Here is a 26,362-nt window from a genome sequence, read left to right on the forward strand (position 1 = left end):
TCTTTTAAATACAGAGGTCGGGACAAAACTAAAACAAAGGGAATAAAAATCGAACCATCACTATCATTACCCAGAAATATACAGAGACTCCTGTGGGAGGAAAGGGCACTGCCTGAGACCGGAAGAGCTTTAGCTCTGAGGAGGCTCACCAGCCGCCCGGCGGCAAGGTAGACACTGCGATGGTCTTTTCGAGCAGATGTCACCCCTGTACTGGAAGTGAACGCGTAGTATATTTCCAGGGCGGGTCTGATGCACTAACTTTCATGTTCGGTTTATCCTATGTTAGAAATAGTTTCGTACCAGCCTCTTCTCTATGTTTGTACCATAACTGGTCCATTCTTTACACATAGAAACCGTTTTCATATAATGAAAGTAGTTATGAAAATCGGGGGAGGATTTACATGAAACAAGTTCAAGAAGGTACGTTACTTTGGAAGCCAACGAAAGAACGTATCGACCAAGCCAATATTATTACCTATATGAACTGGCTGAACGAGAATAAAGGCTTTTCAATGGCGGACTATACATCCCTTTGGGAATGGTCCGTTGAACATATAGAAGAATTTTGGGAAACCATCTGGGAGTACTTTCGTATCCAATCGTCTACGCCGTATCATCATGTACTATCTTCCCATGACATGCCTGGTGCTAAGTGGTTTAAAGGTGCTTCTATTAATTATGCAAAGCATATCTTTCGTAATTATAAGAAGGATAAAACCGCTATTATTCATACATCAGAAGTACGGCCTAACCGTGATGAGGTAACATGGGAAAAGCTATATGAAGATACAGCAGCACTACAACAAACATTAATCAATCTTGGTGTCAAACAAGGTGACCGCGTTGTAGGGTATATTCCAAACATATATGAATCAATCGTTTCCCTACTAGCAACAGTAAGCCTTGGTGCGGTTTGGTCAAGTGCTTCACCCGATTTCGGTAAACAAAGTGTCATTGACCGATTTAAACAAATTGAACCAAAGGTCATGATTACTGTAGATGGTTACCGTTATGGTGGAAAAGCATTTAATCGAATGGACGTTGTGAAGGAAGTACAGGCTGAACTCCCTACTTTAAAAGCAACGATTGCCATACCATATCTCCATACAACAGAGCCATTTTCAGATTTACTGTCCGTTACATTGTGGAATGATGCAACCCATTATACAGGGCAGGAGTTAATATATCATGATGTAGAGTTCAATGATCCGCTTTGGATATTATTTTCTTCCGGAACGACAGGCAAGCCAAAGCCAATCGTTCACAGCCAAGGTGGTATATTAATCGAGCACCTAAAAGCACTGACATTCCATACAGACTTACATGAAGAGGACCGTTTCTTCTGGTTTACCACGACTGGTTGGATGATGTGGAACTATTTAGTGAGCGGATTATTAACTGGAAGTACAATTATCCTTTATGATGGAAATCCTACTTATCCAGATAAACGAATGCTATGGAAGTTAGCAGAAGAAACGAAAATGACGATATTCGGAACATCTGCAAGCTATATTACAGCATGTATGAAAGAGGGTTTCTCTCCTTTAGAGGAATTTGATTTAAGTCATTTGAAGACGATTAGTTCCACAGGTTCTCCACTTCCACCAGAAGGGTTTAAATGGTGCTATGATCACGTTAAAGCAGATCTATCCATCGCTTCGATTAGTGGTGGAACCGATGTATGTACAGCCTTTATTTTAGGTGTACCAATACTACCTGTCTATGCTGGGGAATTACAATGCCTGGGGCTAGGGGCTAAAATCGAAAGCTTCGATGATGATGGTAATCCGAAGATAAATGAAGTTGGGGAATTGGTTTTAACGGAGCCTTTCCCGGCTATGCCAATCTACTTCTGGAATGATGAAGATGGTAGTAGGATGCATCATAGCTATTTTGATATGTATCCAGGAATTTGGCGACATGGTGACTATATTAAAATTACGGAGCGAGGTACATGTATCATATATGGTCGCTCTGATGCTACAATTAATCGTGGTGGGATACGAATTGGTACAAGTGAAATCTATCGCGCGGTAGACCAGATCAAAGAAATCAAGGATAGTTTAATAGTTGATATTCCACTTGAAAACGGCGACTCTCTTGTTCCATTATTTGTCATCATGACAGATCATCAACAGCTGACAGAGGAAATTATTGATGCCATTAAGTATCAAATTCGAACCCAGTGCTCACCAAGACATGTTCCAACGGAGGTCATTCCTGTTCGAGACATACCAAAAACATTAAACGGGAAGAAACTAGAGATACCAGTTAAAAAGATATTAATGGGTCAGCCACTGGAAAAGGTAGCTAATAAAGGTTCGTTAAGTAACCCTGAATCCCTTGTTTACTTTGAGAAATTTGCTAAGGAACGACTTTAAGCTATGACTTTTATACGTTACACAAAGATGATGAGAAGATTTCTCGTCATCTTTATTATCTTTATCACTTCTGTTTAGAAGGCTTTTGATACACTTCTTCTTATTTGCATCACGATGTTCATAATCCGAGAACTACATAAGAAATAATAAGGGAGGGATTAGATGAAAAAAAAGTATATTTATATAATAATAGTTATGGCAATAGTAATAGGTTTGTTTAATATAGTCTTTTATACTACTTCTACTTTTGGAAGTTTTGAAGTGATGGATAAACAAAGATCCGACAATAATTTTGAAGTAGTGATTGACCTAGTAGATGAAGGGCGAATTCAAGCAATTACAATAAATAATAATACTAAGTTTATTTATAAGGATAAAGAATACAAATTGACAAACGAAACTTGGGACAGAATAACTTCTAATACAGAATATCAAATGGAAATCCAAGAAAATAGATTTCCTTTATCAATGTCTAAGGGGGAATATAGTTTAAATCTCTTTTATCTAGATTAACGAGTTTGAACTTTATTATAAGGAAAAACCAACCATAGTAAATTATATCCAGTTAGAAAAAGTTTCCTATCATTGGATATCAAATGAATTCAAGCCCTCATACATTTTCAAGAGTTCCTAAGAATCGTTACGAGAATAACTAGCACTAAGTTATCCACCTAATCATGCACAAATCTTCCCCATCAAAAAAAGAAAGAGACAATTCTCTTCCTTTATGGATTCATAATTGATGATTTTTCTGTGTATAGTTCTGCATTTCCAGAACCAGTACGGATGCGAACCAGATTATCTCCATGACCAGATTTACCTATTATATGATGTTTCTCTCGTTGTTCTACCTGCATAGGGAGATTCGTAACAATACTACCTGACCCCATTTTAATATCAAATACGGAATTTAGTTCATATTCGTGGAACCCTACGCGAATATTTCCACTTCCAGTTTTTAAATCTAAGCCAGCATTCTCCGAAACAGATAACATTATATTACCTGAATAAGCTTTAGCCTTTACCGCTCCACTAAAGTCACGAAAGCTAATTTTACCAGAACCTACATGGGCATTTGTTGTCTCGCCATAGAAGCTTTTTGCTTCAATCATCCCGGAATTGGAACGAACCGTAGCTTGCTTCATATAGACTTCTCTTAGGATCAATTTTCCAGAACCCGCTTTTAATTCTAACTCTTCTCCCTTAGCTTCCGTTAATCGTATACTGCCTGAACCAACGCTCCCATGGATATTCCCATAAGATGAATGGATTTCTGCTATACCAGAGTTTGCTACGAAGGATAGCTTCTCTGTTTTTAATTCTTTCGCTCTTATTTTCCCTGATGTTGTATTTAACGTCAGCTTACTAGCAGTTACCTTTGCTAGATTGACGGTACCAGAGGTTGCCATTATTCGAACTGTATTGGCAATTAGGTGGGTTAAAGTTATTTTTCCTGATGTCGCTGTAATGTCTACATTATCCGCTATATCAACAGGGATATGGAGTTGTAGTTTACACTTCGTTACATTACCCCATAGAAAAACGATACCCTGCCGTTCTCTTTTTGCTGTAATCAATAATGTGTCGTCTGTTTTAGTAGTCTCTAAAACTGGCCCACCTTCAAAAGACTCAAGCTTTATATCTACTGACGGCGATTCATGTGGAATAACCTCCACCTCTGCCGAATCAACCGAGATAATCAAGTCACTTAATTTGTGAATAGCAATGGATTCCTCTTGAACAACCTTTTGTTTCGTACCACCAAATATCCTACTGATAATATCCGTAACCATACCCGTATCCTCCTGTGAACGATTTACTATCTCTAGTTTAATACAGGGCACAGATTACACAACGTACTGATGAAGTAGTGAAGCTCCGTCTTAAGGCTGAATTATGCATCTAAAAAACGTTCCCGCTGCTCAGGAGTTGGTATCATGCACTTCTCTCGTTTACCGAACCATTTATAGCGATTCTTGGCAATAACTCCATACACTAAATCCCTTATCGGTCTAGGTACGACTATAAATGCATACATGAACTTCCAAGGTCCCTTCAACCCTTTACATACTTTCAATGCTGCCGTCGATTTATAATAAACTGTATTTCCTTCTAAATAGATAAAGCTATCCAATTCATCTGGAATCTCATTCTCTTTTAATAGCTGTTGGCCAATGGGACTTTGTAATGAGGTAAACTTGTAGCGCCCTTTTGTATCTCTTTTAATGATAAATTGGACACTAGAATTGCAAAAATTACAAACCCCATCGAATAGGATGATTCTTCTCATTCACAAAACCTTCTTTCCCTTTTAGAAAAAGACCGGGACAATAATATTGAAGAAAACCCAATACCGAATGATTAATAAAGACTTGATTCAGGAAACATACTTACAGTTTACAGGTGTCATTTAAACGAACAATAAGTTCAACCACCCGATAAAGCAACCATATACTTCCCGAGCTAGTACCGTATATCACTCAGTCTGACATTTAGTTTTACTCTCTCCCCGGTCTATTCCTTTTAATAAGTTGGTTTTAATTCATTTGGTATCGATTTCTTTGTAATTAAGCTAACAATGACATAGGCAAAGAATGACACAACAACTGGGACTACTACAGCGTGGATACCGAAAGGCTTGAATATGACCTCGAAGGTATCATTGTACGATGGTAATAGTGTTGGTAAAAGATCGGACAACAAATAAATTCCTACTCCAGTAATAATGGAGGCAATTGCACCATACTTATTTCCGTTTTTCCAGTAAAGACCTAGAACAATCGGCCAAATAAACGCCGCCTCTAGCCCTCCGAAGGCAAATAGGTTAAGCCAAATAATCAACTCAGGTGGATTAAGGGCCATTATAAAGACAATTACGCCTAGTATTGCCGTAACCGATAGACTCATCCTTTTAACGGTCTGTTGTGATGCATCTGGTTTAACATAATTTATATATACATCTTTAATGACCGTGGAACTAACTAGAATAAGCAATGAATCTACTGTTGACATAATGGCCGCCATTGGAGCTGCTAGTACAATTCCTGCTAACCATGCTGGCATCGTTTCTAAAGCAATTAATGGCATTACTTGATCTCCAATTTCTATACCCGGAAGAATGGCTCTAGCAAATACACCAATTAGATGCATATTCAGCATGATGAAACCAACAACAATCGTGCCAATGATCAAAGCACGGTGCATCGATTTGGCACTTTTATAAGACATAGCTCTAACAGCGATTTGTGGTAATGCCACTACCCCTACACCAACTAAAATCCAAAAAGATGATACATAGGCAGGTGATAAGGTTCCTTCTGCTCCAAAAGGAGAGATAAGGTTTGGATTTTCAGCAGTTAAATCCGCAATAATGTTAGGAATGCCTCCACCTGCAATTATGGTTGCAATAAGCAGGATTAACGTCCCTACAAACATGAAGCTTCCTTGTATGGCATCCGTTAACGCCACGGCACGGAATCCTCCAATGGTTACGTAAATGAGTACGGAAACCGCAAAGATAAATAAGGCTGTGGTGTACGACATACCGGTTAAGGACTCAATTAATCTAGCCCCACCAATCCACTGTGCGGCCATAGCAGAGAATAAAAAGACAACAATACTAATTGCTGAAAGTACTACGACAACTGGTGATTTATAACGTCCCTTCAAGAAATCTACCATCGTTATCGCTTTATATTTCCGCGTTACGATAGCAAACTTTTTCCCTAATACCATTAATACAAAATATCCAGTAACCACCTGAGACATTGCAAGTAGAACCCAACCAAGCCCTTGTGTATAGGCTGTTCCTGGTCCACCAATAAAACTACTTGCACTTCCATATGTAGCTGTCATTGTCATCGCAAGGACAAATCCTCCTAAACTACGCTCCCCTAGAAAATACTCCTGCATAAACGAATTAGACGACTGCACAAATCTGCTAGCATACAACCCAACTAGAAAAATAAGTACTAAAAATACAAATAATGGTATGATTGCAACTAAATTCATCGTTCACTATCCCCCTCTTCATCTTCGTCCTCAAAGGGAACCTCTACAAAGAATGCCTTGACAACAATGATGACTAAAACTACCATTACAATAAATCCCACTACACAACTATAAAAAAACCAATCTGGTAAACCAAAGATAAACTTATACTCCGCAGGGTCCTTACTTCCTAAACCATATGCAAAAGCATACCACCAAATAAAATTAATGACGGCTAACCCGACACCTATTAATGCTTCTCGATTAGCAATTTTATTTAAATCATGTTTATTGTTCTGCACTGTAATCCCCCCTTAATCTTATGTAAAGCTATATACTTCTACAATTATATAGATAACTAGAATGAAATAGCAATACAGCGTCCTTATATCAAAAATAGGATAATTGTAGCCTAGCCTATTTTTTAAAAATATCCGAATAAAATGCAATTTATTTCTCTGTTCTACGTCTAATTTATTGAAAACCAGGAGGTGATGGATTGTGTCGCATAATGAGATTATATCGGATTGGTTTGAACAGTATGGAAATGATATCTATCATTTTTTACTATACAGGATCGGCCCAAGAGATGCTGAAGACTTGCTGCAGGAAGTCTTTATAAAAGCATTGAAGGGGTTTACGAGCTTTAAAGAAAATGCTACACCGAAAACATGGCTATTTAGTATCGCGCGAAATCTAGCCATTGATGAAACTAGGAAAAAGAAGGCCAAAAAATACGCTACTACCGTGCCACTTGATCAGGCCAATGAACCTAAAACAGAGAATTCTCCAGAAGCCATACTAGACTTAAATGAAGATACAAAGGCTATCTATGAATGCATTCAACTCTTAAAGCCTAATTACCAAGATGTGATTATTCTACGTGGAATAAAGGAACTTTCTGTACAAGAAACAGCCAATATATTGAAATGGAGTGAAAGTAAAGTAAAGTCGACACATCATCGGGCAAAAATAGCTTTACACGAAGAGTTAAGGAGGTGTTTCTCTTATGAAGAAACTAAATCACCTAGACCAGCTAGATGAACACTTACGTATGATGCCAAAGCCTAACTTAAATAAAGAAAAAGAAATGCAGATAAAGAGAACCATCTTAAATACTAGGGCAGCGAATATTAAACCGAAGAAAAAAAGAAATTATAAGGGTATAGCCGCTACAATCGGTGCATTAGCAGCAGCATTTATATTCAGCCTATTACTGTATGGAACCCTTGGGAAAGAACAGCAGTCCACCTTATTATTAACTAATTTTATAGAGGATGAGGTTTCTAAAATTAGTGGAGAGCTAAATGGTAATACCTACACCTCAGAAGAGCAAGCTATCATTAACTTGTTCTACGAGACGATGGAGGATACGGAACTAATAGAAACTCCAGCCAGCGATACTCAGTTTGCTGAAACACTAGAGGTATACAACAACCAGAATCAGCTATTAGAAGCCTTTCATTTCAGTGATTCCAATGTGGTTATGATAGATGGTAAACAGTATGAGATGGATAAAGCAGAATGGCAAAATTTCAAAGAAGTTTTCTACACCGATGAATATTTAGTAGTAGAAGAATCGGAACAGGAACCAGAAGAGCTGCCAGAGGAAAGTAAAAATGTAGAGGAATTACTAGATCAAGAGTTAGCAAAGGCACCTAGCGAACGAGATTGGGACACTATTTTAGAGCATATACAAGAAGGAGCAAATCCAGATCGTGCTCTACAGCTTGCTGCGAAAGAAAACCTAGATACAGTGGTGGAGTCATTACTTCTTGCTGGAGCTGATCCAAATAGTTTAGATGAAAATAAAGACACGCCACTAACATTGACAACTAGTACAGAAGTCGCTTCCCTGCTTATCGAACATGGAGCGAATATCGAACACCGCAATGCACGTGATTATAACGCACTAGTTCTAGCAGTTTATGGACATCAGACCGATATGGCGAAACTTTTATTAGAAGCTAATGCTAATCCTAATACAACCGTTACATCTAATAGTGATGTGACCGTGCTATGGATGGCTAGTAAATTTAATGATCAGTCCATTAAAGACCTGCTCATTCAACATGGGGCTGATTTAGTGGAAGGGTATGAATATGAAGGATGGATGGCGTCTGAGATTCCAACGCTTGAAGAAATGCTATCGGCTGATTTACTTTCTTATGCCTCGATAGGAAGATTGCCTAATTTAATGACCATTCAGCTTCCAGCGGATTCTTCCATCTTCCCGAATCAGTACGGGGAAGCGTTTGAATCATATACGGTAGATAATGGTGTGGCAGATGTTTATGGGGACCATTTATTTATTAAGTCCGACGGAGAAAATCTATATACGAAATACCGGTATGAATTAAATCCTGGTGATAATGTAACTGTAAATGATATCGAAGCGGCATTAGGGCAGCCAAGTTCCACCTATACGGATGAAGCAAACGGATTACGCTATCTATCCTATAGCTTAGATCATTATGAGCTCCGGTTTTCTTTTGATGGTACCGTAACCTATCCAAAGGAAGAAACAGCTATTTTATCACTGGAGCTACTTTACAAGCAGCCTGGTATTGTTGAACATGCAGAAACCGTATTTGATTTACTTGCAACAAGAAATATGACTGAGCTCTCTAATCATGTTCACCCTGAAAAAGGTGTTGTCCTTGCGCCATTCCTCCAGCTAAATTCAACACCAGTGACAGAAGAGCATGAACCAGTAATCTTCCAAGCTAATGAGATTCCTGGGTTATTACAGAATAAAACGGTTTATCACTGGGGAGACCATGGATCAAGCGGCTTACCGATTGATCTGTCACCTGCTGAGTACTTGGATAACTATGTTTATACCAAACAAGAGCCAGATTCTATCTTTGTCAATCAACAAAACCTAAGTGGTCCAGAGTTTTTTACCGACATTATACGAGGGAAATACCCTGATGCCCACATGGTCCAGTATTCATTCAATGAAACGATACCTGGAGATGATTTAAGCTGGCTTCAATTGACGTTAATCTTTGAACCATACAACAACGAATGGAAGTTAGTAGGAATATTGCACAATGAATGGACACCATGATGAAAATAGGAGGAAGGCTGTTGTGCCTTTCTCCTTTTCCAATTCCACTTGCAACCATAATCTATCCCCACTCATTTTTAAGGTATAATGAAAGTACATCACTAGTATGGACATTGTTTTAAGTATGATAGGATTTTTTTACTTAGGAGGTAGTTATGTCCACATTCACAAATGAAGAACTAAAAAGAATTATTAAGGGAAATCCGGTTGGCGAATTTCATCCATATAACTTGGAGGAATATGACCATGAGGCAGTGAATGATTATATTGCTAGTGTAGTTGGATCAATCTCCGCAATTAAGAATCTAGCTATTGAGGCAAACTTTGATAGCTATGGAAGTGGTTATGCTTCTTATGTAGATGTATTCTGCTATAAAAAGGACGGTAGCTCTTCGGAACAAAAGGATTATGAGCTATGGATTGATGGAATTAGGGTATATATTAATCGGCTTGCCCCGGTAGCTATATTCGGAGAAAGCGAGATTACGAAACATAGAAATGGTGGATCTAGTGATTTCATTTCAAATCACTCAGTCGGCTCGCTTCCACCAGGAGACTGGGAAGATGAGATAAGTGAGATAAAAAGAGTCTTAGAGAAGTTCCACTTCACCATTTTAGATAAGACCTATTTGAATGAACCACTTCCTTTTCAAACAAAAATCCCTACCATTCTCGCCGATCCACCGTATAAGCTTTTTGATGCGCTATTTTATTGGGAGGACTAACAATAGGAACTTACCAGAAAGCCCCTATTGCTGCTCCTCTTTAATTTTTTTATTAATCTGTTCCAGGTCATAATATGCTACCTGCTCATCGGTAATCTGATATTTTCCCTTTACAGCTAATATTCTTTGAACACTCTCGTTTATTCGCTCTTCACTGATTTCACCTTTTTCAACAGCAGACTTAATTGCCTCAATTGAACGAACGATATCGTTATATTCCTTACTAATTAAAATCACATCACTTCCAGCTTTTACAGATTGAACAGCAGCCTCTCCCGGTTCATAATGATTGACTATTGCATCCATATTCATATCATCGGTTACAATAACACCATCAAAATGTAGCTCCTCCCTTAGTAAATCCGTCATAATCGCTTTGGACATCGATGACGGAAATTCTGAGTCGAGTAAAGGGAAAAGTATATGCGCAACCATGACGACATCAGCGCCTTCATCAATCGCATCGATAAATGGGATAAGCTCTAATTCATGTAACGCCTCTAAACTCTTATCTATTTGAGGAAGTTCTAGATGTGAATCAACTGATGTATCCCCATGTCCTGGAAAATGCTTGACTACTGGTATAATATCATTCGCTTCCATACCCTTCATCGTCTGAATGCCAAGGGTACTTACTAAACTTGGATTATCTCCAAAGGAACGGTCGCCAATTACGGGATTTTTAGGATTGCTGTTCACATCGATTACTGGAGCATAGTTCATATTCATACCAAATGCGTGTAACGCTTCTGCTAATATACTTCCTATTTGGTACGACAATTTAGGATCATTCTGTAAACCAATCTCTTTATTAGTAGGCAGCTCTTCAAGGCCTGGAAGTCTAGTTACCCGGCCGCCCTCCTGATCGACAGATAAAAACAATGGAATTGGATTGCCCGAATTCGCTCGTTTAATTCCATTCACTAGCTGCAAAGACTGCGAATAGCTAGTTAAATTTTTACGAAAGAATATAATGCCACCAACCTTATAATTTTCGATTAAACGTATTGTTTCTGGTTCTGGCGTTGTCCCCTCCATCCCAGCCATAATCATCTGGCCAATTTTTTCATCAAGAGTCAACGTCTCTAATATGCTTGATTGATTACTGGTTAATTTAGTAGGGTCCATCGATAAGGAAATATGATGGAGTGCTGGATTATCCTCCTTATCTATTGGTCTTGGAAGCACCCATTTTAGTTGGTATGTATCGTTTACTTGATACACGAGAATTATTTGGTCTACTTGATCATCTTCATAATAACGTTGTTCATCTGCTTCACCTAACGACTCGATAATATCAGCAAAGCGTACGTCTGAGAGCCTATCTTCAAAGGAACGGATATCGAATATAATATCCCCACTATAGCCCAAGGCTACTTTCTTATCTGGATAATCGATATATACAGTCTCACCGGAAGGACTTGAATCAGCGGGATCTCCCCATTGATCGGTAACATCATCCAATAGTGTCTCCCCAGCAATGAAGGATACCCCGGGTAGTTTGCCTTCCTTCGCTTGTTCTTGTATTTCAGAAATGAATCGGTATATCGAACTTTGTGGATCAAGACTTTTTTCAACAGGATGATGCCTTGCCTGCTGCGCATCCTTCGCAGAAGAAGTACTTCGATTATCTGCATTATTTACGATAGCTAATGTTATGAGAAGGATTACGGTGATACCAATAATAACCAGAAATCTTTTCATTAAACACACTCCCTCTCCTTTATTCTATCCTTTGATTAGACGAAATATCCGAGAAGTGTCTTTTTCCTTTCACTATACTCGTAATCTAACAGTATTGAAATAAAGCGAAGGAATGATTATAATATTACTAGAATGTTTGGGGCATTAGCTCAGCTGGGAGAGCGTTGCACTGGCAGTGCAAAGGTCAGCGGTTCGAGCCCGCTATGCTCCATTACTTTTTTACTTCAAGAATCTTCCTCAGTTCCTTTAAAACAAGAGTCTCCCTCACTATCCAATCATTCTTATCCAAACGAACCATCAAACTTTCATTCTGCTCAATAGCTTCATCTAGGGACACCCACTTAGGGGCTTTTTATATTTCTTATAGTCCAGAAAATAAGGTAGCAAGACATCTCTATCATTCCGTTGGTTTTGTAGAGACAGGCATCATGGTAGATGGAGAAATTGTAGCAAAGCTTATCATGTAACACGAGAAAACGTTCAAGCAAATGAGCTTGAACGTTTTCTCCCTTTACTAATTATTAATAAAGCGAATAACCAATGGAATACGATATGTCTCCCCTTGATATGCTTTAACTGCAGCAATGATAGTTAGGATAAACCACACAATACCAACCACCACAATTAACAAGAATCCAATTAAGATGATCATTAAAATACTACTAACGATCGAGTAAATCGTAAAGGAAATAATAAAGTTAAAATACTCCTTCCCATGATAGTCGACAAAATCTGAACTATCCCGTTTAATTAGCCAAATTAATAAAGGACCAAGCACTGGAAACGGAAAACTTAACACGTACAATAACATGGCAAACAAGCGATCATCTTCAGTAGAACCCATCTTATCTCCTCCAACACGTTTAATTTAAGTTGTTTATTATATCTTTATTTATATATAACGTGTATATACTTAATATGATTATTTTTATTTACGATACTCGAAGTTTTTTCCATAATAAAAAGGATTTAAGCCAACTTTCTCGAATATTACTTAAGAAGATATATTACAAGGGGGACAAACATGATAACAGTAAAAAAAGATTCGATTATAGAAGATTACCATGGTACAAAAGTAAGTGACCCATATAGGTGGTTAGAGGATGCTAATTCTAGTGACACAGTGGAATGGAGTAACTGGATGGGAGAGCAATGTAACAACTATTTTGCCCCAATCCATACTCGCGATGCAGATAGAAAGAGATTAGAGGAACTGTGGAATTTTCCTAAATATTTTGTACCAAAGAAAATTAAGGACAAGCTATACTATCAAAAGAACGATGGACTACAAAATCAAGCCATCCTTTTCCGTAAAGACGCTGACAAGGAGACAGTCGTGCTAGATCCTAATAAACTAAGTGAAGACGGAACTGTCGCGATGACGAATTACGCCTTCAGTAAAGACGGCAAGTACTTAGCTTACGCAACCTCTACCCACGGAAGTGACTGGCAAGAGATTCGCGTCTTGGATTTAGCGACAGGTACTGATTTAGAGGACCATATCCAACATGTTAAATTTACTAGTATTATATGGTCTCCTGATAGCTCTGGATTCTTCTATAGCCGCTTTCCAGAACCAGGTAGTGTAGCACCTGAGGACGAAAGTAATTATAATAAAGTTTACTTCCATCGTATCGGGGATAAACAAGCAAGTGATCCATTAGTACATGAACAGCCAGAAGACAAAGAGCTTATGTTTTCATCCTTTATTAGTGATGATGATAAATACCTCTGTTTATATGTATTCCTAGGTACAGCTACAGAAAATCGTTTCTACTTACGACCAATTGACTCTGATGAACCTTTCACTAGGCTATTAGATAAATCAGATGCTGAATATCAATATGTGACGAATAAAGATACTACCTTTTATTTTAAAACAGATTTAAACACACCAAATGGCAAAATCATTGCCATTGATTTGGATAATCCTGACCCTTCTAACTGGGAAGAAGTAATACCCGAACAGTCTGATGTAATGGATTTTGTTATTGCTCTTCATGACAAGCTCGTAATTGGATTATTGCATAATGCTCATCATCAATTAAAGGTATATCATCTAGATGGAGCCTACGAAAATGACATCCCATTACCAATCCTTGGCTCTTTGACCGATATTTCACGTAGCAAAGAAGATAATGAGATTTACTTTGGCGTAACCTCCTTCTTAAGTCCAACCGTTGTCTATCAGTATAATCTTGATTCCGAGAAGCTTACTGTTTTTGCAGAATCAACATTGCCAATCGATACATCTGATTTTGAAACGCAGCAAATATTCTATACGTCAAAGGATGGGACAAAGGTTCCAATGTTCCTAACACATCGAAAGGACATAGAATTAAATGGTGATAATCCCGTCATTTTATACGGGTATGGTGGATTCAACATCAATATGACACCTTCTTTTAATCCTGCTATCTTACGCTGGTTAGAAAAAGGCGGCATTTACGCTGTAGCCAATCTTCGTGGAGGAACAGAATACGGAGAAGAATGGCACCGTGCTGGAATGTTAGAAAACAAGCAAAATGTATTTGATGATTTTATTGCAGCTGGTGAATGGTTAATTGAAAACAACTATACACGAAAAGAAAAGCTATCTATTATGGGTGGATCAAATGGTGGATTATTAGTTGCTGCATGTATGGTACAAAGACCAGACCTTTATGGCGCTGTTATTTGCCGTGTTCCTGTAATTGATATGCTTCGTTATCATAAATTTACTATTGGTCGCTATTGGATTCCAGAATACGGTAGTGCAGATAATCCAGAGCAGTTCCCATTCCTTTATAAATATTCACCACTTCATAATATTGAAGAGGGTGTTAAATATCCACCGGTTCTCATTGCCACTGCCGAAAGTGATGACCGTGTTGTACCAGCACATGCCAAAAAGTTTGCAGCAACCTTAATGGAAAAGGCAGACAAAGATTCTACCATTATCTTACGTCTAGAGGCTAAAGCTGGACATGGATTAGGGAAGCCAACTTCGAAGGTAATGGAAGAATGGGTAGATTTTTATGCGTTCTTAGATAAGGAACTACAGTAAAATAGCATCTTATTGGAATTAACTCAAGGAGACTCTATATTGCCTCTTTTGTAAGTAGCATACGCAAAAAGACTACTAGGAGCAGGGCTACTAAGAACTTTAATAGTAGCCCTTGCTAACAGCAGTCTATAGAAAAGGATACATGTGCAGCTTTAGGGTATGAGCTAATCTTTTCTTCTTACAAGGATTAAATCTCTAACGCTTTAATCCATTTCCTTCTTCTTATAAACAAAGGCAGTTAAAAGAGAGAGAACGGCAGCCCATGCTAGTAGAATTACTAAATTCAACCATACATCACCAAATCCTAATCCTGCTTCTACATCATAAGCAATTTCAACTAATTGGATATTGGGTAAGTACTCGATAAACGATAATGCAGGGTATTGTTCCACTAACAGTACTAACAGGGAACCAAAACCGAACAGAAAAATAATAGGTAAGAAAATAACCGATGCTTCTAAAACCGTTCTTGATAATAGCCCCATAATCGTTCCTAGCGCTAAATAAAATAACATAGAAATAACTAACGCCACAGCAATAACCGGTAGATTAGTAGGTTCATAGCCTGTAATCATAGCACATACTACAATTGCAATAATGGATAAAAAGAAGCTGACTAAGCTTTTTCCAGTAAGAATCTCTGTTAAGGAAGCCGGCGAGAGCATAAGTCCTCGCAATGTATGTTTTTCCTTTTCCTCCGCAATAACCGCACACTGAATAAACGCCGTCACGGATGCTAACGTCATGTTAATAACTAGGTAATGTAGCTCTATCGTTACTTCCCCCATATTACTATATAGAAAGGCCAAGACAATTGGCATGATAAGGACAGAACTAACATACATATTTTTAGATAGATCCTTTAAATCTTTGTTAAAAATCGCATAAATTCGTTTCCATGATAATGTCATACTAATTCCCTCCCAGTAATCTCTACGAAAATATCTCCTAATGTTGGCTCATTGGAATGAATAGAAGCAATTTCATTCTTAGACATGTAGCTATAAACCTCATCCGCCCCTTCTGCACCACCTGGAACTTGAAGGACCCTACCATCCTTTAATTCCACTATCAAGGTTCCATCTGCAAACTTCCTGCGTAATGCTTTCGGTTCATCTAATAGTTGGATTTTTCCTTTATTTAAGAATGCCACTCGATTACAAAGGGTTTCCGCTTCACTCATGTCATGTGTAGTCAAGAAGATGGTTATCCCCTTTTCATTTAAGCGACGTAACCCTTCATGAATTTGCTTAGAGTTTGCTGGATCTAATGCAGAAGTCGGCTCATCTAAGAATAACAATTCTGGTTCGTGTAATAATGTTCTTGCTAAAAGTACGCGCTGGGTCATCCCTTTGGATAGCTTGGAAACAATTTTCTTCTTTTCTTCTAGAAGGTTAACTAGATCTAACACTTCATCCATTCTTTTTTTCGGAACATCATATAATTCACAATAAAGCTTCATGTTATCTTCTATCGAAAGTCTTTGATATAAACCACTATTATCCGATAAAACACCTATTCTTTTACGGTAAGATCCTTTATTGAGTGCCGAATTCTTTACCCCAAAAACTTCAGCTTCACCAGAAGTTTGCAGTAGCTGACCAGTTAATATTTTTATCGTTGTAGTTTTTCCAGACCCACTTGGTCCTAAAAATCCAAACGTTTCCCCTTTTGCTACATTAAAATTAACATTTTCTAATGCCGTTTGATTCCCAAAAATCTTGGCTAAATTTTTCACTTGAATGATATTTTCCATTTTTCTCCTCCGCGATGGTTATTTTCTCTTGTACTCATAGATTATTGAAAAATAAGGGTTTCTGCACTATTTTTTCCGCGAAAAGAGCATATTTGGGATTGAATGGAGCTTATTTTAGGCCCAACATTTCATTTAGTAAGGCCATTTTTGCCTTTGAAAGTGGAATGGAGGACTTCGGTTTATCATCTAAAACTAAACTATAACTATTTCTTGTCCACGTAATAACCTCACGCACCTTTTGCAAGTTCACAATATAAGAACGATGACAACGGAAAAATCCAAACGGCTTTAACCGTTGTTCTAATTCATTCAATGTAAATACACTTGGGAATGATTCTCCTTTTATAAATACAATGGATTGACCATCATTACTTTCAATAAAATCAATCTCAGGTGGGTCAAAGAGAATGATCTTCTCATTCACCTTAGTAGGAATTTTATTAAAATTAAGAGCAACCTGACCCTCTTCTTTATCTTTAGCCTCTGATCCATCTTCCATTTGTACTTTACTTAAACCCGATTGACCTAATCGGTATACATCATTAGACATCGTAATAGCACTTTCCATATTATTGGTTAATACAAGTATCGCTTTGTCCTTTTCTTTTAATTCCTCAAGAATAGTTAGAAATACTCGTTTTGTTTCCATATCAACATTTAAATCTGGCTCTTCAAATATATACGCAATTGGATCTTGTATGAGGATAAGGGCAAAGTGAACCCGTCTTTTTTCAGAAAAAGTCAGCTGATTTATCTTTTTATTCTTTACAACCCCCAGCTGTACCACATCTAGAATGGTTTCATTGGAAAGCTCTGAACCATAAAGCTGCTTATAAAAATTAATATGATCCAATACCGTTAATCTAGGGTAAAGCCCCACTTCAAAGAAGCATATTCCTAACTTTAGCTCCGTCTCCTTCTTTTTTTTATAGATTTTCTCCCCTAATAGCGTTATTTCCCCTTTGAATATCGGCTCTTTACCAGCTAACATCTCTAATATAGCTACTCTAATATTAAGATTAGAGTGAATGACAACGACTTGTCCCTTCTCTATTCCCAGTTCAAAAGCTGGAAATAGCAGCATATCCTTTTCTTGTTTTTCCAAATTATGTATAGTGAGAACACTCATGAAACCATTATCCCCCGTTTTTTCCTAGTAAAATTTCATAACAATCATCGACTTCGTTAACGAATGCACCGTCTTTTATTCTATCGGTCAAGACAGTCTTTAATTAATCTTAGCTTGACTAACCAGAATTTTCTAGTCTTTATTTGTTAATTCATGAAAAGAAGGAAGCATTTAGTAAACTAAGTGCTTCTTTTTATATATAGTAATTAGCCCATTCTTCCCCAATAGACTCCCATCCTAGTTGTTTTCCCCATATATTAAATGGAAGACATTTTAAGGAGGAATACGAGTTGAATCAATTTTGGCCACCATATGATGATGAGAGGCAATTTAATTTACCTGGATATTTATTAGGACAATTTTTTGGCGGATTTCCTGGAGGAGGGCAAACTGGAGGGTTCTTCCCAGGTGGGCCATTCCCTGGTCAGCCTGGAGGACAATTCCCTGGTGGAGGTTTTCCCGGCCAACCCGATGGGGGGCAAGTAGGAGCTCCAACTACTCCGCCACCGTCGTTTATTCCACAACAACCACAATTTCAAACATTTGCTATTGACCCTGGAGCAATTAGAGGTTGCTTATTTCGATTTACCTATATTTGGTTAGAGAACGGTAACGCCTTCTGGTTCTATCCAACATTTGTCGGAAGAAATTCCGTTGCCGGATTCAGATGGCAGTTTAATCGCTGGGTATACTTTGGCATTGACTTAGATCGCGTTGCCTTTTTCCAATGCTACTAGGACAAATGTAATAAACAATGTCCCCTCCTTCTGCATAGCCTATAGTGGAAGGAGGGATATGTATGTGGGATAGACTTGTAGGACTATATATTGCAGCGATTTTAGCAGGATTTGCGCTTGCTAACGTACCTACTTCGACCATCATTACAGAGCAAATTGCAGAAATCCTTCAACTAATAGGTGGACTTGTCATTGTTGTCTTTGCGATCGCAATAATCTACCTAGCACTTCGAGCACTCGTTAATAAGAGCACGAATTAGTTATATTATTTATCTTATAATACGTAAGAGGCCATATGGTCTCTTTTCTATTTTTTATGAAACAATTCACCACTTGTATTCGTAATAATAAGTGAGGGGGGATTGAGATAGAATATGTACTATTTATTAACTCTCATCGGAATTCTTATTGTTTATGGACTTTTAGCTATATTAAAACCAGACCTCGCATGGGAAAACTCAGAAAAATGGAAGACCGAGAACGCAGAAGAACCATCTGAGACATATTTATGGCAGGTTCGTATTAGTGGTGTTATCAGTATATTTCTCGCGATAAGTATACTGGCAGGCATCCTACTTAAAATATTTTACTTTTCATAAGCCTAATATCTGTTTGCTTACAAAGAAAAAACCACGACCATTATGCCGTGGTTTACTAACTATTCTTTAGTATGTCATCTACAGTTGCTTCTACCTCTTGACGAGATATTTTTTCCTTGCCCATTTTCAGCGCATGAAGGGTTCGATTGGCTAAAGCAAGTGGTATTTTACAGAATAGAATGATGTTTTTCGTCTTAATAGACTTCATGTATTCATCTGCTTTCGCTAGATTGGCAGATGCATATTCAAACATATCTTCTCTTGTCCAATTATCAGGGAAAAACTGTACACCGCGCTCTCTATCCTCATCTACATTACGCAATACATTTACAGCTTGAAGACCTCTTCCATAGCCAATTGCCAAGTCTTTATTCGTTTCCGTATTATCATACCATCGCCAAATATCGGAAAGCATAACACCGACAAGTCCAGCAACATAGTATGTATAATCATCTAAATCCTCTTTTGTTTTAATATTCCAGTTTTTCTCTACCCAGTCTGCCATGCCTCTTGCCATGATACTAGTTGATTCTAATACTTTATCCACAATATCTTTCGGGCAGAAATAAATCCAATCTCCTAATCGCTTCGTTACCTCTGGTAAAATGGCTTCATAGGGTTTAATTAATTGTTTATATGCTTCCTTATTAAAGTCACCTTTTAATAATTCACTAGTGGAACGTAATAATAATTGCTTTGAATTCGAATCCAGCTGTTCATGATCCTCTATTTCATCAATTGCCCGCATACATAAGTACGCCGAAGCAACTGTTTTGCGCAATGTCGGTTTCAAAAGCTTTATCGGTATATAGAATGTTCTACTAGTTTCTTTTAGCATATGCATTGCTTCTTTTTCTAATCTCGCCACGTCATTCAAGCTGGTAAATCCTCCTTAAAAACTGAGCCTAAATTTGTTTGTGTGAAAGGGATTCCTTGAAAGCTGACATACTTTCTTAGAACCCCCATCGTATATATACTATTTCATTTATATTCTTATTTTACTCCTACTATATATAAAGTATAACAAACTTCTAAGGATCTTGCTTGAATTTGCGTGCACGTTACGGTTAACGACAGTACTTGCATTTCATTGGAATTTTTAAACCTAGATTGTAAGTTTCATCAGGCAGACCTTCATTTTTACGTTTTCAGCCTATTATCATACCTCAAATGTATTTAAATCTTAAATGGCATATTTCCCCAGCATCCTCTATAATAGAAAGAAAAAAGGAGTCCCAATTTATGAACTCAGATAATCACTTCATTAAGTTCCTTGGGGGGAAAAATATTGTATTTGTCTTAGGAGTACTAATCTTGATTGGGATAACGGTCCTAATTTATAACAAGATCTCCTTTATTTTTTACCCATTCATCGTAATCTTATCAACCGTAACACCGCCAATTATTCTAGCTTTTATTGCTTTTTATCTATTAAATCCTATAGTTGATTTACTAGAAAAGCTAAAGATACAACGGATTTGGGGAATTGTGATTATTATCATTGGGATCGGTGGATTAGCAACTGGATTAATCCTATTAATTGCTCCAGCTATCGAAAAACAAATTTCCGACTTAATCACAGCATTCCCCAATTATGTACAAACATTATGGTTGGATATAAACAGCTGGATTGAGAATAATACACTTCTTGAGCCTTATTATGACGAGGCTTATAACTGGGTTGTGTCTAATTTCAGTAATATTCCAGGTGTTATCGGTTCCTATGTGTTAGATGCATTTGCAGGGGTAAGAAGCTTTGCGGGTACTGTTACGAATGTTGTGGTAGCCATGGTAACCTTCCCTTTCGTTCTCTTTTTCCTATTAAAGGATGGGAATCGCTTCAAGGAATATAGTTTAAAATTATTACCACCTAAATATCGAAAAGATGCAAATCACGTATTAGACAATATGGATGCACAAGTAGGATCGTATATTCAGGGACAAATTATTGTTGCAACTTGTATCGGAATCCTATTATATATCGGTTACTTTATTATCGGATTAGATTACGCTATCACATTAGCAATTTTAGCAGCTATCTTAAGTGTCGTTCCATATTTAGGTCCAACCCTTTCCATTATTCCAGCTGTCATTATTGCGATAGTTAATTCACCGTTAATGCTATTGAAGTTGGCAATCGTATGGGTTGTTGTTCAATTCTTAGAAGGGAACTTCATATCGCCTAATATTATGGGAAGAACGATGAAAATTCACCCATTAACGATTATGATCGTATTACTAGTAGCAGGTAATTTATTTGGACTAGTAGGTGTCGTTCTTGGTATACCAGGATATGCCATCTTAAAAGTCATTGTTTCATACATGTATCAAAAATTTAAAGAGCGATACAACCGATTTTATGGTGAAAAATACGGTCCTTATCAGATTGATGAAGAATAAATCAGAGGTAGAGTCATTGTTAGTTGGTTAATTAGTTATAAATAGTTAAATTGGCCTTTATTGTTCATTTTAGCTTCATTCTCGCTGCTGATGAATGATAAAGGCTTTCTATTGTTCGTTATCAATTGGATGTTTAACCAATTGATGATCCTTATCGGCCCCTAGTTTAGATTGATTAGTAAACCTACTTATAATTCTCAATATAAACAAGCAGGCTCTAAGGCATTAATCTCCCTCAAGCCTGTTTACTTTCTATCCTTATCTAGTGTTATAAAGAATTCCCCGGGGTACATTGTTTCCTTAATTATCTTTACGCAGCAGCACGATAGATAAAATTCCTAATCCGAACCCTACCGTTCCTCCAGCTTCCATATTATGAAAAAACAACCCAATTCCCATTCCGGTAATTAAAAACCCTAAAAAGGCTAGACCACTTTTTACATAGCTCATAGTGAGGACCCCCAAATATAATGTCATTGTCAGTATATTCGGGGGGATATATATTGGTTAATTGTTTACTTCTTCAGCTAAGATTTCAGTAGCATTTTCTATGTTCAAGTTCTCCGGGACACGGATATAGAAAAAGTAGGATCCAGCATATCCAATGCCTGAGTCATATTCTGATAAGAATTGTACCCTGGTAAACTCTGGATCAGTATAAGCAATTTTTACATTCGTTGTACCTATCACTCGAAGTACATTTTGCTCCACAGTGATATCAACCTCTGGTATATAATCACTAATGTCGACCTTTACCGAACCTGTTTCCATAACATGCCCATTGTCAATGTAATACACCTCTACTTTATCCTTTAGGTCCGAATTCCGCTCTATAATAAACGCTCCTTCATAGTTGGATGAATCGAAAGAAAGGGTATTACCTGTTAATGGGAATTCCCAACTCTTTTTAATCTCTTTAGAGTCTATTGAAGAAAAATTACCATTTAGTGCTTGTTGATAGTAACTATTCTCCCAGTCTTCATTAAGATTATTATCAACTACTTTTGCCTTAGTTGATGGGAGAAACAAGGAACCAATCGCTGCAACTAACAGAATCGAAACATAACCAATGATAATCCATTTTGATTTCCGAAACGTTACAGGTTTCACTTGAAATCGTTTGTTGAGAAGCACAAAGAAGATGATTATTCCAATTACAATGACTATTGGAAGAACAGACACGATAGCCATCACCGCCTTACCTCCAATCGATTGGATAGTACTAGTATGAAGGCACTACCAATTAGTATAGTTGTTATTACTTTTACGACAAATACAAGAAAGGACTGTTCCAAGAAATAAAATCCGACTATCATTTCTAAACGCTCTAGATAAGTAAAGGTAATAAAGATAGCTGGGATTAATAATAGAAATAGTCTACTAATTTGAATCATCATGCCAATTACGTAGCCTGCTATTGCAAATAGTAAGACATACAAAAACGTAGAAATAAGTCCTACTCCATAATAGGAGATTCCCACTTCACTATTTAGAACCAGAAATACATCAACATCAGCAGTGAAGTATACGAATAAACGGATTATTCCATTGGATAGTAAGGCCGTTATTGCTCCAATGCCACTTATTGTGATGAGAAACAACATATTAGCGAGATTATACGATATTCGGGTTGATACAAACGTAAAGTCATCCTCACGATAAGCCTTTGTTGTAATTAAAATGGCATTCATAAATGCCCAAATAAAGGTGAGAATTATAACAGCGCTAGAGGAGTAACCTTCAAAGTAAATGCTATACAAATTATTCGATATCGACCCGAATGACGTCCCTAAAGTCGCAAGAAATATTCCTAGAACCTGAACAAGAATTAACGCAAGAAATACTCCTATATAAGCTTTCATTTTATAACGGAATTGCGTAAGTACTATATTAGACAGACTTGCGCTTGTTAAAGACATCATCAATTCCCCCTTTTGTTTGATTCGTGAGATAGACACATAAATCATTAGGCGTAACCGGTAAAACCCCTATCCCTAATTGTTTCATTTCATCATGAGAAAAATCGTTCCGAACAACAGCATAGCAATTATCAGCGTCTATATTTTGTTTATATAGGACCTCTTTCTTCTCTATTGCTTGTAGAACCGCAACAGATTTTCCACTTAAAGCTACCGCATACTCTTTTAAATCATCGATTGGAAGATGTAAGAGCTTTTTGCCCCCATCAATTAAAAGGACATCCTCCAGCAAATCTTCCATTTCCTCTAAATGGTGACTCGAAATAACAATTGTACGAGGAGAATTCAAATAATCCTTTAACAATGCACGGTAAAAATCCTTCCTTACTGCTGCATCCATCCCTGTAGTAGGTTCATCTAGAATCGTAAGCGGGCATTTGGCAGCAAGGCCCACTATCATATTAAAGGTACTCCGTTTCCCTTTTGATAGACTATGATGATTATGATTTAGATGGAATTGAAAATAATCCATCAATCCCAAGGCCAGTTCATGATCCCAGTTCGGGTAAAACTTCCCCGCTTCATCTAATATCTCTTTCAAGGTTAAGGTATTCGTAAAACTCATCATGTCATCAACAAATATAACGTTCATGGATACATCAAGAGTATTGAACGGACGTTTACCAAATACGCTAACCTCTCCAGCTGTTTCCCTCCAAAATCCTGCTAATATTTTTAGTAATGTAGTCTTACCTGCCCCATTTCGACCGATCAGTCCGGTAATGGTGTTCTCTTTTAAAGAAAAAGTTAATTCATCTAATGCCTTAAAGTTACCATACTGCTTCACAAGACGATTACATTCCACAACTACATTCACAACTAATCCCCCTTTTTCTCCTCCATCATATCTTTCAGCATTTGTAACAGATCATTTTCCGAGACCTGAAGCCGCTTTGCCTCTTGCACCGCTTCAACTAGCAGACCTTTTAATTTCTGATTTTTACGTTTTTCTAAAATAATCTCCATTGCTTCTTCGGAAACAAACTTACCTAATCCCCGCTTGTTGTATAAAATCCCTTCTTCATAAAGGAGGTTCAAGCCTTTAGCAGCAGTAGCTGGATTTATAGTAAACATATCCGAAAGCCTATACTGGGAGAATACTTTATCATCTTTTTCGAGATTGCCATTTAAAATTTCATTCTCTAGCCATTCCGCAATCTGTACATAGATCGGCGTTGTGCTATCCGAATTTAAAAGCATACCGTACCCCCCCTCACAAACATAGTGCATTAGTGTTGTAATGTAGTATATATTAAATTCCTGTTTTTGACAAGAAAAAATGCCCTCCATTGAGAGAGCATGTTCTCTTAACTATTTAATTGGTGGATAACTTGATCTAATTCTGCTGTTAATGTATCTAGCTTCTTGGATATTTCCAGTACATCTTGTACTTCATTATGCTGTTTCTCTGTTATAAAAGTTATTCCTTTTGTACTAGAGGCTGACTCATTTATAGACTGCTCAATTGCCTCCATAGCTTCCTTCATCTGGTTAGAGGAGGCCGATAATTCCTCTACTAATGAAGAAATACCTTGTATTTGTACTGCCACTTCATGGGATGATGTTGATATGCCTTGAAATAACGTGATAGATGACTTAGCCACTTCAAGTCCTTCCTCTGTAGATTGCTTCACGTTACTGATGGACTGAACGGAATTATTCGTCTCTTCTAACATCTGCTTAATAATTTCTTCAATATGCTCTGCTGATATTATGGACTGCTCTGCTAATTTCCTTATTTCGTCTGCCACAACTGCAAATCCCTTCCCAGATTCTCCTGCTCTTGCAGATTCAATCGCTGCGTTAAGTGCAAGTAAATTCGTCTGGTCTGCTATATTGGTTATAACTTCCATAATTCCTTTAATGTCTTGAGAGCGCTGATATAACAATTTAATAGCTTGATAAGATCCATCGACATCCTTATTTATTTCTTCCATTTGACTTAGTAGAAATTCTGTTTGTGCACTCCCTTTTCGCGCTTCCTCTGCCATCTTATGAGAATCCATCGAAACACTTTGTGCAGTTTGGTTAATAGTCTGAATTCCCTTATCAACAAAGTTAATAACTTGTACATTATCGCCAATAATGGATAATTGATGTACGTTTGTAGCTGCTACCTCTTCTATTGACGATGCTAACTTAGAACTTGAATCCGATGATTTTTTGGCATTAAAGGATAGCTTTTCCGATACTTGTAAGATTTCACTTGATGTCTTTGCGAGTCTTCCAACTATATCGTCCATAATTTCCCGCCTCTGATCCTCCTGCATTCTCTCATAGAATAGCTTTATCTTTCTTCCACTATATACTTGCCAACTCACTGCCCCAGACGTCAATACTAGAAATACGGCGTGCAATAAGAACATTGAAATCATATATTCTTCCACACCAAAAACAATCTCAGGAATAAAGAAGAAGCCTAATAGATGCTGCACGACAAAAACCCCTGTCATTAAGGAAATCAATTTGATTTCCTGATAGAAACCTAATGCCGCCACGACCATAAATATACTAAAATGAAATTCTACTCGACCACTACCACCAGATATAATAGCAATACTAGAAAACGTTAATACTAAAGTGAAGATATATGGTAATAAACGATGATTACTAACTTTTTTATATAAAATAATGCCAATTACAAATAATACAATTGGAACTCCTAGTAGTACATTTAGGAGCATACCATATTGTTCTTCAATTTCACTTGACGATAAAGAATGCATACCACCATGCGAAAAATCAAACAGATGGAAATACCTCCCTAACAAGTTAATAATAATCGCTAGAGAAGTTACACCTCCAGCGATTACAAGCATTAATTTTTGTCTCTCTCTATTCAT

The 26,362-nt window shown here is 37.4% G+C and carries 26 protein-coding genes and 1 tRNA gene; 11 read left to right on the top strand and 16 right to left on the bottom strand.

Translation table 11 applies throughout. The features are described 5' to 3' along the window. The first annotated feature begins 401 nt into the window (after positions 1-401). Entirely contained in the window at positions 402-2,381 is a 1,980-nt protein-coding gene (locus MKY78_RS07970; protein ID WP_339217235.1) for an acetoacetate--CoA ligase, read from the top strand. A 162-nt stretch (positions 2,382-2,543) separates the two neighbouring features. Continuing rightward, positions 2,544-2,894 (top strand): hypothetical protein, encoded by a 351-nt coding sequence (locus tag MKY78_RS07975; RefSeq protein WP_339217237.1) that lies wholly within the window; start codon positions 2,544-2,546, stop codon positions 2,892-2,894. A gap of 212 nt (positions 2,895-3,106) precedes the next feature. Here the strand turns inward: MKY78_RS07975 and MKY78_RS07980 are convergent, their stop codons facing one another. The 4 genes from MKY78_RS07980 to MKY78_RS07995 all read right to left on the bottom strand — a co-directional run bounded on the left by MKY78_RS07980 (position 3,107) and on the right by MKY78_RS07995 (position 6,673). Then, positions 3,107-4,174: a DUF4097 family beta strand repeat-containing protein gene (locus MKY78_RS07980; protein WP_339217239.1), complete on the bottom strand. Its 1,068-nt coding sequence runs from the start codon at positions 4,172-4,174 to the stop codon at positions 3,107-3,109. A 101-nt stretch (positions 4,175-4,275) separates the two neighbouring features. Continuing rightward, positions 4,276-4,671 carry a thiol-disulfide oxidoreductase DCC family protein gene (locus MKY78_RS07985; protein WP_186869570.1) on the bottom strand — a complete coding sequence of 132 codons (396 nt, stop codon included), beginning with the start codon at positions 4,669-4,671 and terminating at the stop codon, positions 4,276-4,278. A gap of 233 nt (positions 4,672-4,904) precedes the next feature. Next, positions 4,905-6,392, bottom strand: a complete 1,488-nt coding sequence (gene panF / locus MKY78_RS07990; protein WP_339217240.1) for a sodium/pantothenate symporter — start codon at positions 6,390-6,392, stop codon at positions 4,905-4,907. Next, on the bottom strand, positions 6,389-6,673 hold the full coding sequence (locus MKY78_RS07995) for a YhdT family protein (RefSeq protein WP_211742309.1): 285 nt from the start codon (positions 6,671-6,673) through the stop codon (positions 6,389-6,391). Before MKY78_RS07995 ends, panF begins: the two co-directional genes overlap by 4 nt. A 199-nt stretch (positions 6,674-6,872) precedes the next feature. Here MKY78_RS07995 and MKY78_RS08000 point away from each other — a divergent pair, with 199 nt between their 5' ends. The 3 genes from MKY78_RS08000 to MKY78_RS08010 all read left to right on the top strand — a co-directional run bounded on the left by MKY78_RS08000 (position 6,873) and on the right by MKY78_RS08010 (position 10,169). Further along, on the top strand, positions 6,873-7,415 hold the full coding sequence (locus MKY78_RS08000) for a sigma-70 family RNA polymerase sigma factor (RefSeq protein WP_339217241.1): 543 nt from the start codon (positions 6,873-6,875) through the stop codon (positions 7,413-7,415). After that, positions 7,381-9,444 carry an ankyrin repeat domain-containing protein gene (locus MKY78_RS08005; protein ID WP_339217242.1) on the top strand — a complete coding sequence of 688 codons (2,064 nt, stop codon included), beginning with the start codon at positions 7,381-7,383 and terminating at the stop codon, positions 9,442-9,444. The genes MKY78_RS08000 and MKY78_RS08005 overlap by 35 nt, the downstream gene beginning before the upstream one ends. Before the next feature lie 155 nt (positions 9,445-9,599). Beyond that, the gene (locus MKY78_RS08010; protein WP_186869565.1) at positions 9,600-10,169 is read left to right on the top strand and encodes a hypothetical protein; all 570 of its coding nucleotides are present in this window, start codon (positions 9,600-9,602) and stop codon (positions 10,167-10,169) included. Between the two features lie 24 nt (positions 10,170-10,193). Here MKY78_RS08010 and nagZ read toward each other — a convergent pair whose 3' ends face one another. Next, positions 10,194-11,873: a beta-N-acetylhexosaminidase gene (gene nagZ / locus MKY78_RS08015; RefSeq protein ID WP_339217243.1), complete on the bottom strand. Its 1,680-nt coding sequence runs from the start codon at positions 11,871-11,873 to the stop codon at positions 10,194-10,196. 138 nt (positions 11,874-12,011) lie between these two features. Here nagZ and MKY78_RS08020 point away from each other — a divergent pair. After that, positions 12,012-12,084, top strand: a tRNA-Ala gene (locus MKY78_RS08020). A 303-nt stretch (positions 12,085-12,387) separates the two neighbouring features. Here MKY78_RS08020 and MKY78_RS08025 read toward each other — a convergent pair. Further along, complete coding sequence (locus MKY78_RS08025; protein ID WP_339217245.1) at positions 12,388-12,717, bottom strand: DUF4870 domain-containing protein; 330 nt, start codon at positions 12,715-12,717, stop codon at positions 12,388-12,390. A 180-nt stretch (positions 12,718-12,897) separates the two neighbouring features. Here MKY78_RS08025 and MKY78_RS08030 point away from each other — a divergent pair, with 180 nt between their 5' ends. Beyond that, positions 12,898-14,919 carry a prolyl oligopeptidase family serine peptidase gene (locus MKY78_RS08030; RefSeq protein ID WP_339217247.1) on the top strand — a complete coding sequence of 674 codons (2,022 nt, stop codon included), beginning with the start codon at positions 12,898-12,900 and terminating at the stop codon, positions 14,917-14,919. A gap of 203 nt (positions 14,920-15,122) precedes the next feature. Here the strand turns inward: MKY78_RS08030 and MKY78_RS08035 are convergent, their stop codons facing one another. From MKY78_RS08035 to MKY78_RS08045, 3 genes are all read right to left on the bottom strand, one after another. Then, the gene (locus MKY78_RS08035; protein WP_339217248.1) at positions 15,123-15,830 is read right to left on the bottom strand and encodes an ABC transporter permease; all 708 of its coding nucleotides are present in this window, start codon (positions 15,828-15,830) and stop codon (positions 15,123-15,125) included. Beyond that, on the bottom strand, positions 15,827-16,675 hold the full coding sequence (locus MKY78_RS08040; protein WP_339217250.1) for an ABC transporter ATP-binding protein: 849 nt from the start codon (positions 16,673-16,675) through the stop codon (positions 15,827-15,829). The genes MKY78_RS08035 and MKY78_RS08040 overlap by 4 nt, the downstream gene beginning before the upstream one ends. Positions 16,676-16,784: 109 nt before the next feature. Next, entirely contained in the window at positions 16,785-17,780 is a 996-nt protein-coding gene (locus tag MKY78_RS08045; RefSeq protein ID WP_339217252.1) for a LytTR family transcriptional regulator DNA-binding domain-containing protein, read from the bottom strand. Positions 17,781-18,094: 314 nt separating this feature from the next. Here MKY78_RS08045 and MKY78_RS08050 point away from each other — a divergent pair, with 314 nt between their 5' ends. From MKY78_RS08050 to MKY78_RS08060, 3 genes are all read left to right on the top strand, one after another. Beyond that, positions 18,095-18,541, top strand: a complete 447-nt coding sequence (locus tag MKY78_RS08050) for a hypothetical protein (protein WP_339217253.1) — start codon at positions 18,095-18,097, stop codon at positions 18,539-18,541. A 62-nt stretch (positions 18,542-18,603) separates the two neighbouring features. Beyond that, positions 18,604-18,801 carry a hypothetical protein gene (locus MKY78_RS08055; RefSeq protein ID WP_339217255.1) on the top strand — a complete coding sequence of 66 codons (198 nt, stop codon included), beginning with the start codon at positions 18,604-18,606 and terminating at the stop codon, positions 18,799-18,801. A gap of 114 nt (positions 18,802-18,915) precedes the next feature. After that, positions 18,916-19,140, top strand: a complete 225-nt coding sequence (locus MKY78_RS08060; protein WP_339217257.1) for a DUF6199 family natural product biosynthesis protein — start codon at positions 18,916-18,918, stop codon at positions 19,138-19,140. Positions 19,141-19,195: 55 nt separating this feature from the next. Here the strand turns inward: MKY78_RS08060 and MKY78_RS08065 are convergent, their stop codons facing one another. Further along, complete coding sequence (locus MKY78_RS08065; protein WP_339217259.1) at positions 19,196-20,017, bottom strand: phytoene/squalene synthase family protein; 822 nt, start codon at positions 20,015-20,017, stop codon at positions 19,196-19,198. Between the two features lie 365 nt (positions 20,018-20,382). Here MKY78_RS08065 and MKY78_RS08070 point away from each other — a divergent pair, with 365 nt between their 5' ends. Next, the gene (locus MKY78_RS08070; RefSeq protein WP_339217261.1) at positions 20,383-21,540 is read left to right on the top strand and encodes an AI-2E family transporter; all 1,158 of its coding nucleotides are present in this window, start codon (positions 20,383-20,385) and stop codon (positions 21,538-21,540) included. 300 nt (positions 21,541-21,840) lie between these two features. Here MKY78_RS08070 and MKY78_RS08075 read toward each other — a convergent pair whose 3' ends face one another. The 6 genes from MKY78_RS08075 to MKY78_RS08100 form a co-directional block, all read right to left on the bottom strand. Continuing rightward, positions 21,841-21,990 carry a hypothetical protein gene (locus MKY78_RS08075; protein ID WP_186869552.1) on the bottom strand — a complete coding sequence of 50 codons (150 nt, stop codon included), beginning with the start codon at positions 21,988-21,990 and terminating at the stop codon, positions 21,841-21,843. A gap of 57 nt (positions 21,991-22,047) precedes the next feature. Beyond that, complete coding sequence (locus tag MKY78_RS08080; RefSeq protein WP_339217263.1) at positions 22,048-22,734, bottom strand: hypothetical protein; 687 nt, start codon at positions 22,732-22,734, stop codon at positions 22,048-22,050. Continuing rightward, a complete protein-coding gene (locus MKY78_RS08085; RefSeq protein WP_339217265.1) occupies positions 22,731-23,459 on the bottom strand; it encodes a hypothetical protein in 729 nt (242 codons plus the stop codon). The genes MKY78_RS08080 and MKY78_RS08085 overlap by 4 nt, the downstream gene beginning before the upstream one ends. After that, complete coding sequence (locus MKY78_RS08090; RefSeq protein WP_339217267.1) at positions 23,431-24,336, bottom strand: ABC transporter ATP-binding protein; 906 nt, start codon at positions 24,334-24,336, stop codon at positions 23,431-23,433. The genes MKY78_RS08085 and MKY78_RS08090 overlap by 29 nt, the downstream gene beginning before the upstream one ends. Positions 24,337-24,338: 2 nt before the next feature. Next, on the bottom strand, positions 24,339-24,719 hold the full coding sequence (locus MKY78_RS08095) for a GntR family transcriptional regulator (protein ID WP_339217268.1): 381 nt from the start codon (positions 24,717-24,719) through the stop codon (positions 24,339-24,341). Between the two features lie 107 nt (positions 24,720-24,826). Then, the gene (locus MKY78_RS08100) at positions 24,827-26,362 is read right to left on the bottom strand and encodes a methyl-accepting chemotaxis protein (RefSeq protein ID WP_339217269.1); all 1,536 of its coding nucleotides are present in this window, start codon (positions 26,360-26,362) and stop codon (positions 24,827-24,829) included.

It is taken from the genome of Ornithinibacillus sp. FSL M8-0202, from assembly GCF_037975285.1.
Lineage (GTDB): Bacteria > Bacillota > Bacilli > Bacillales > Amphibacillaceae > Ornithinibacillus > Ornithinibacillus massiliensis.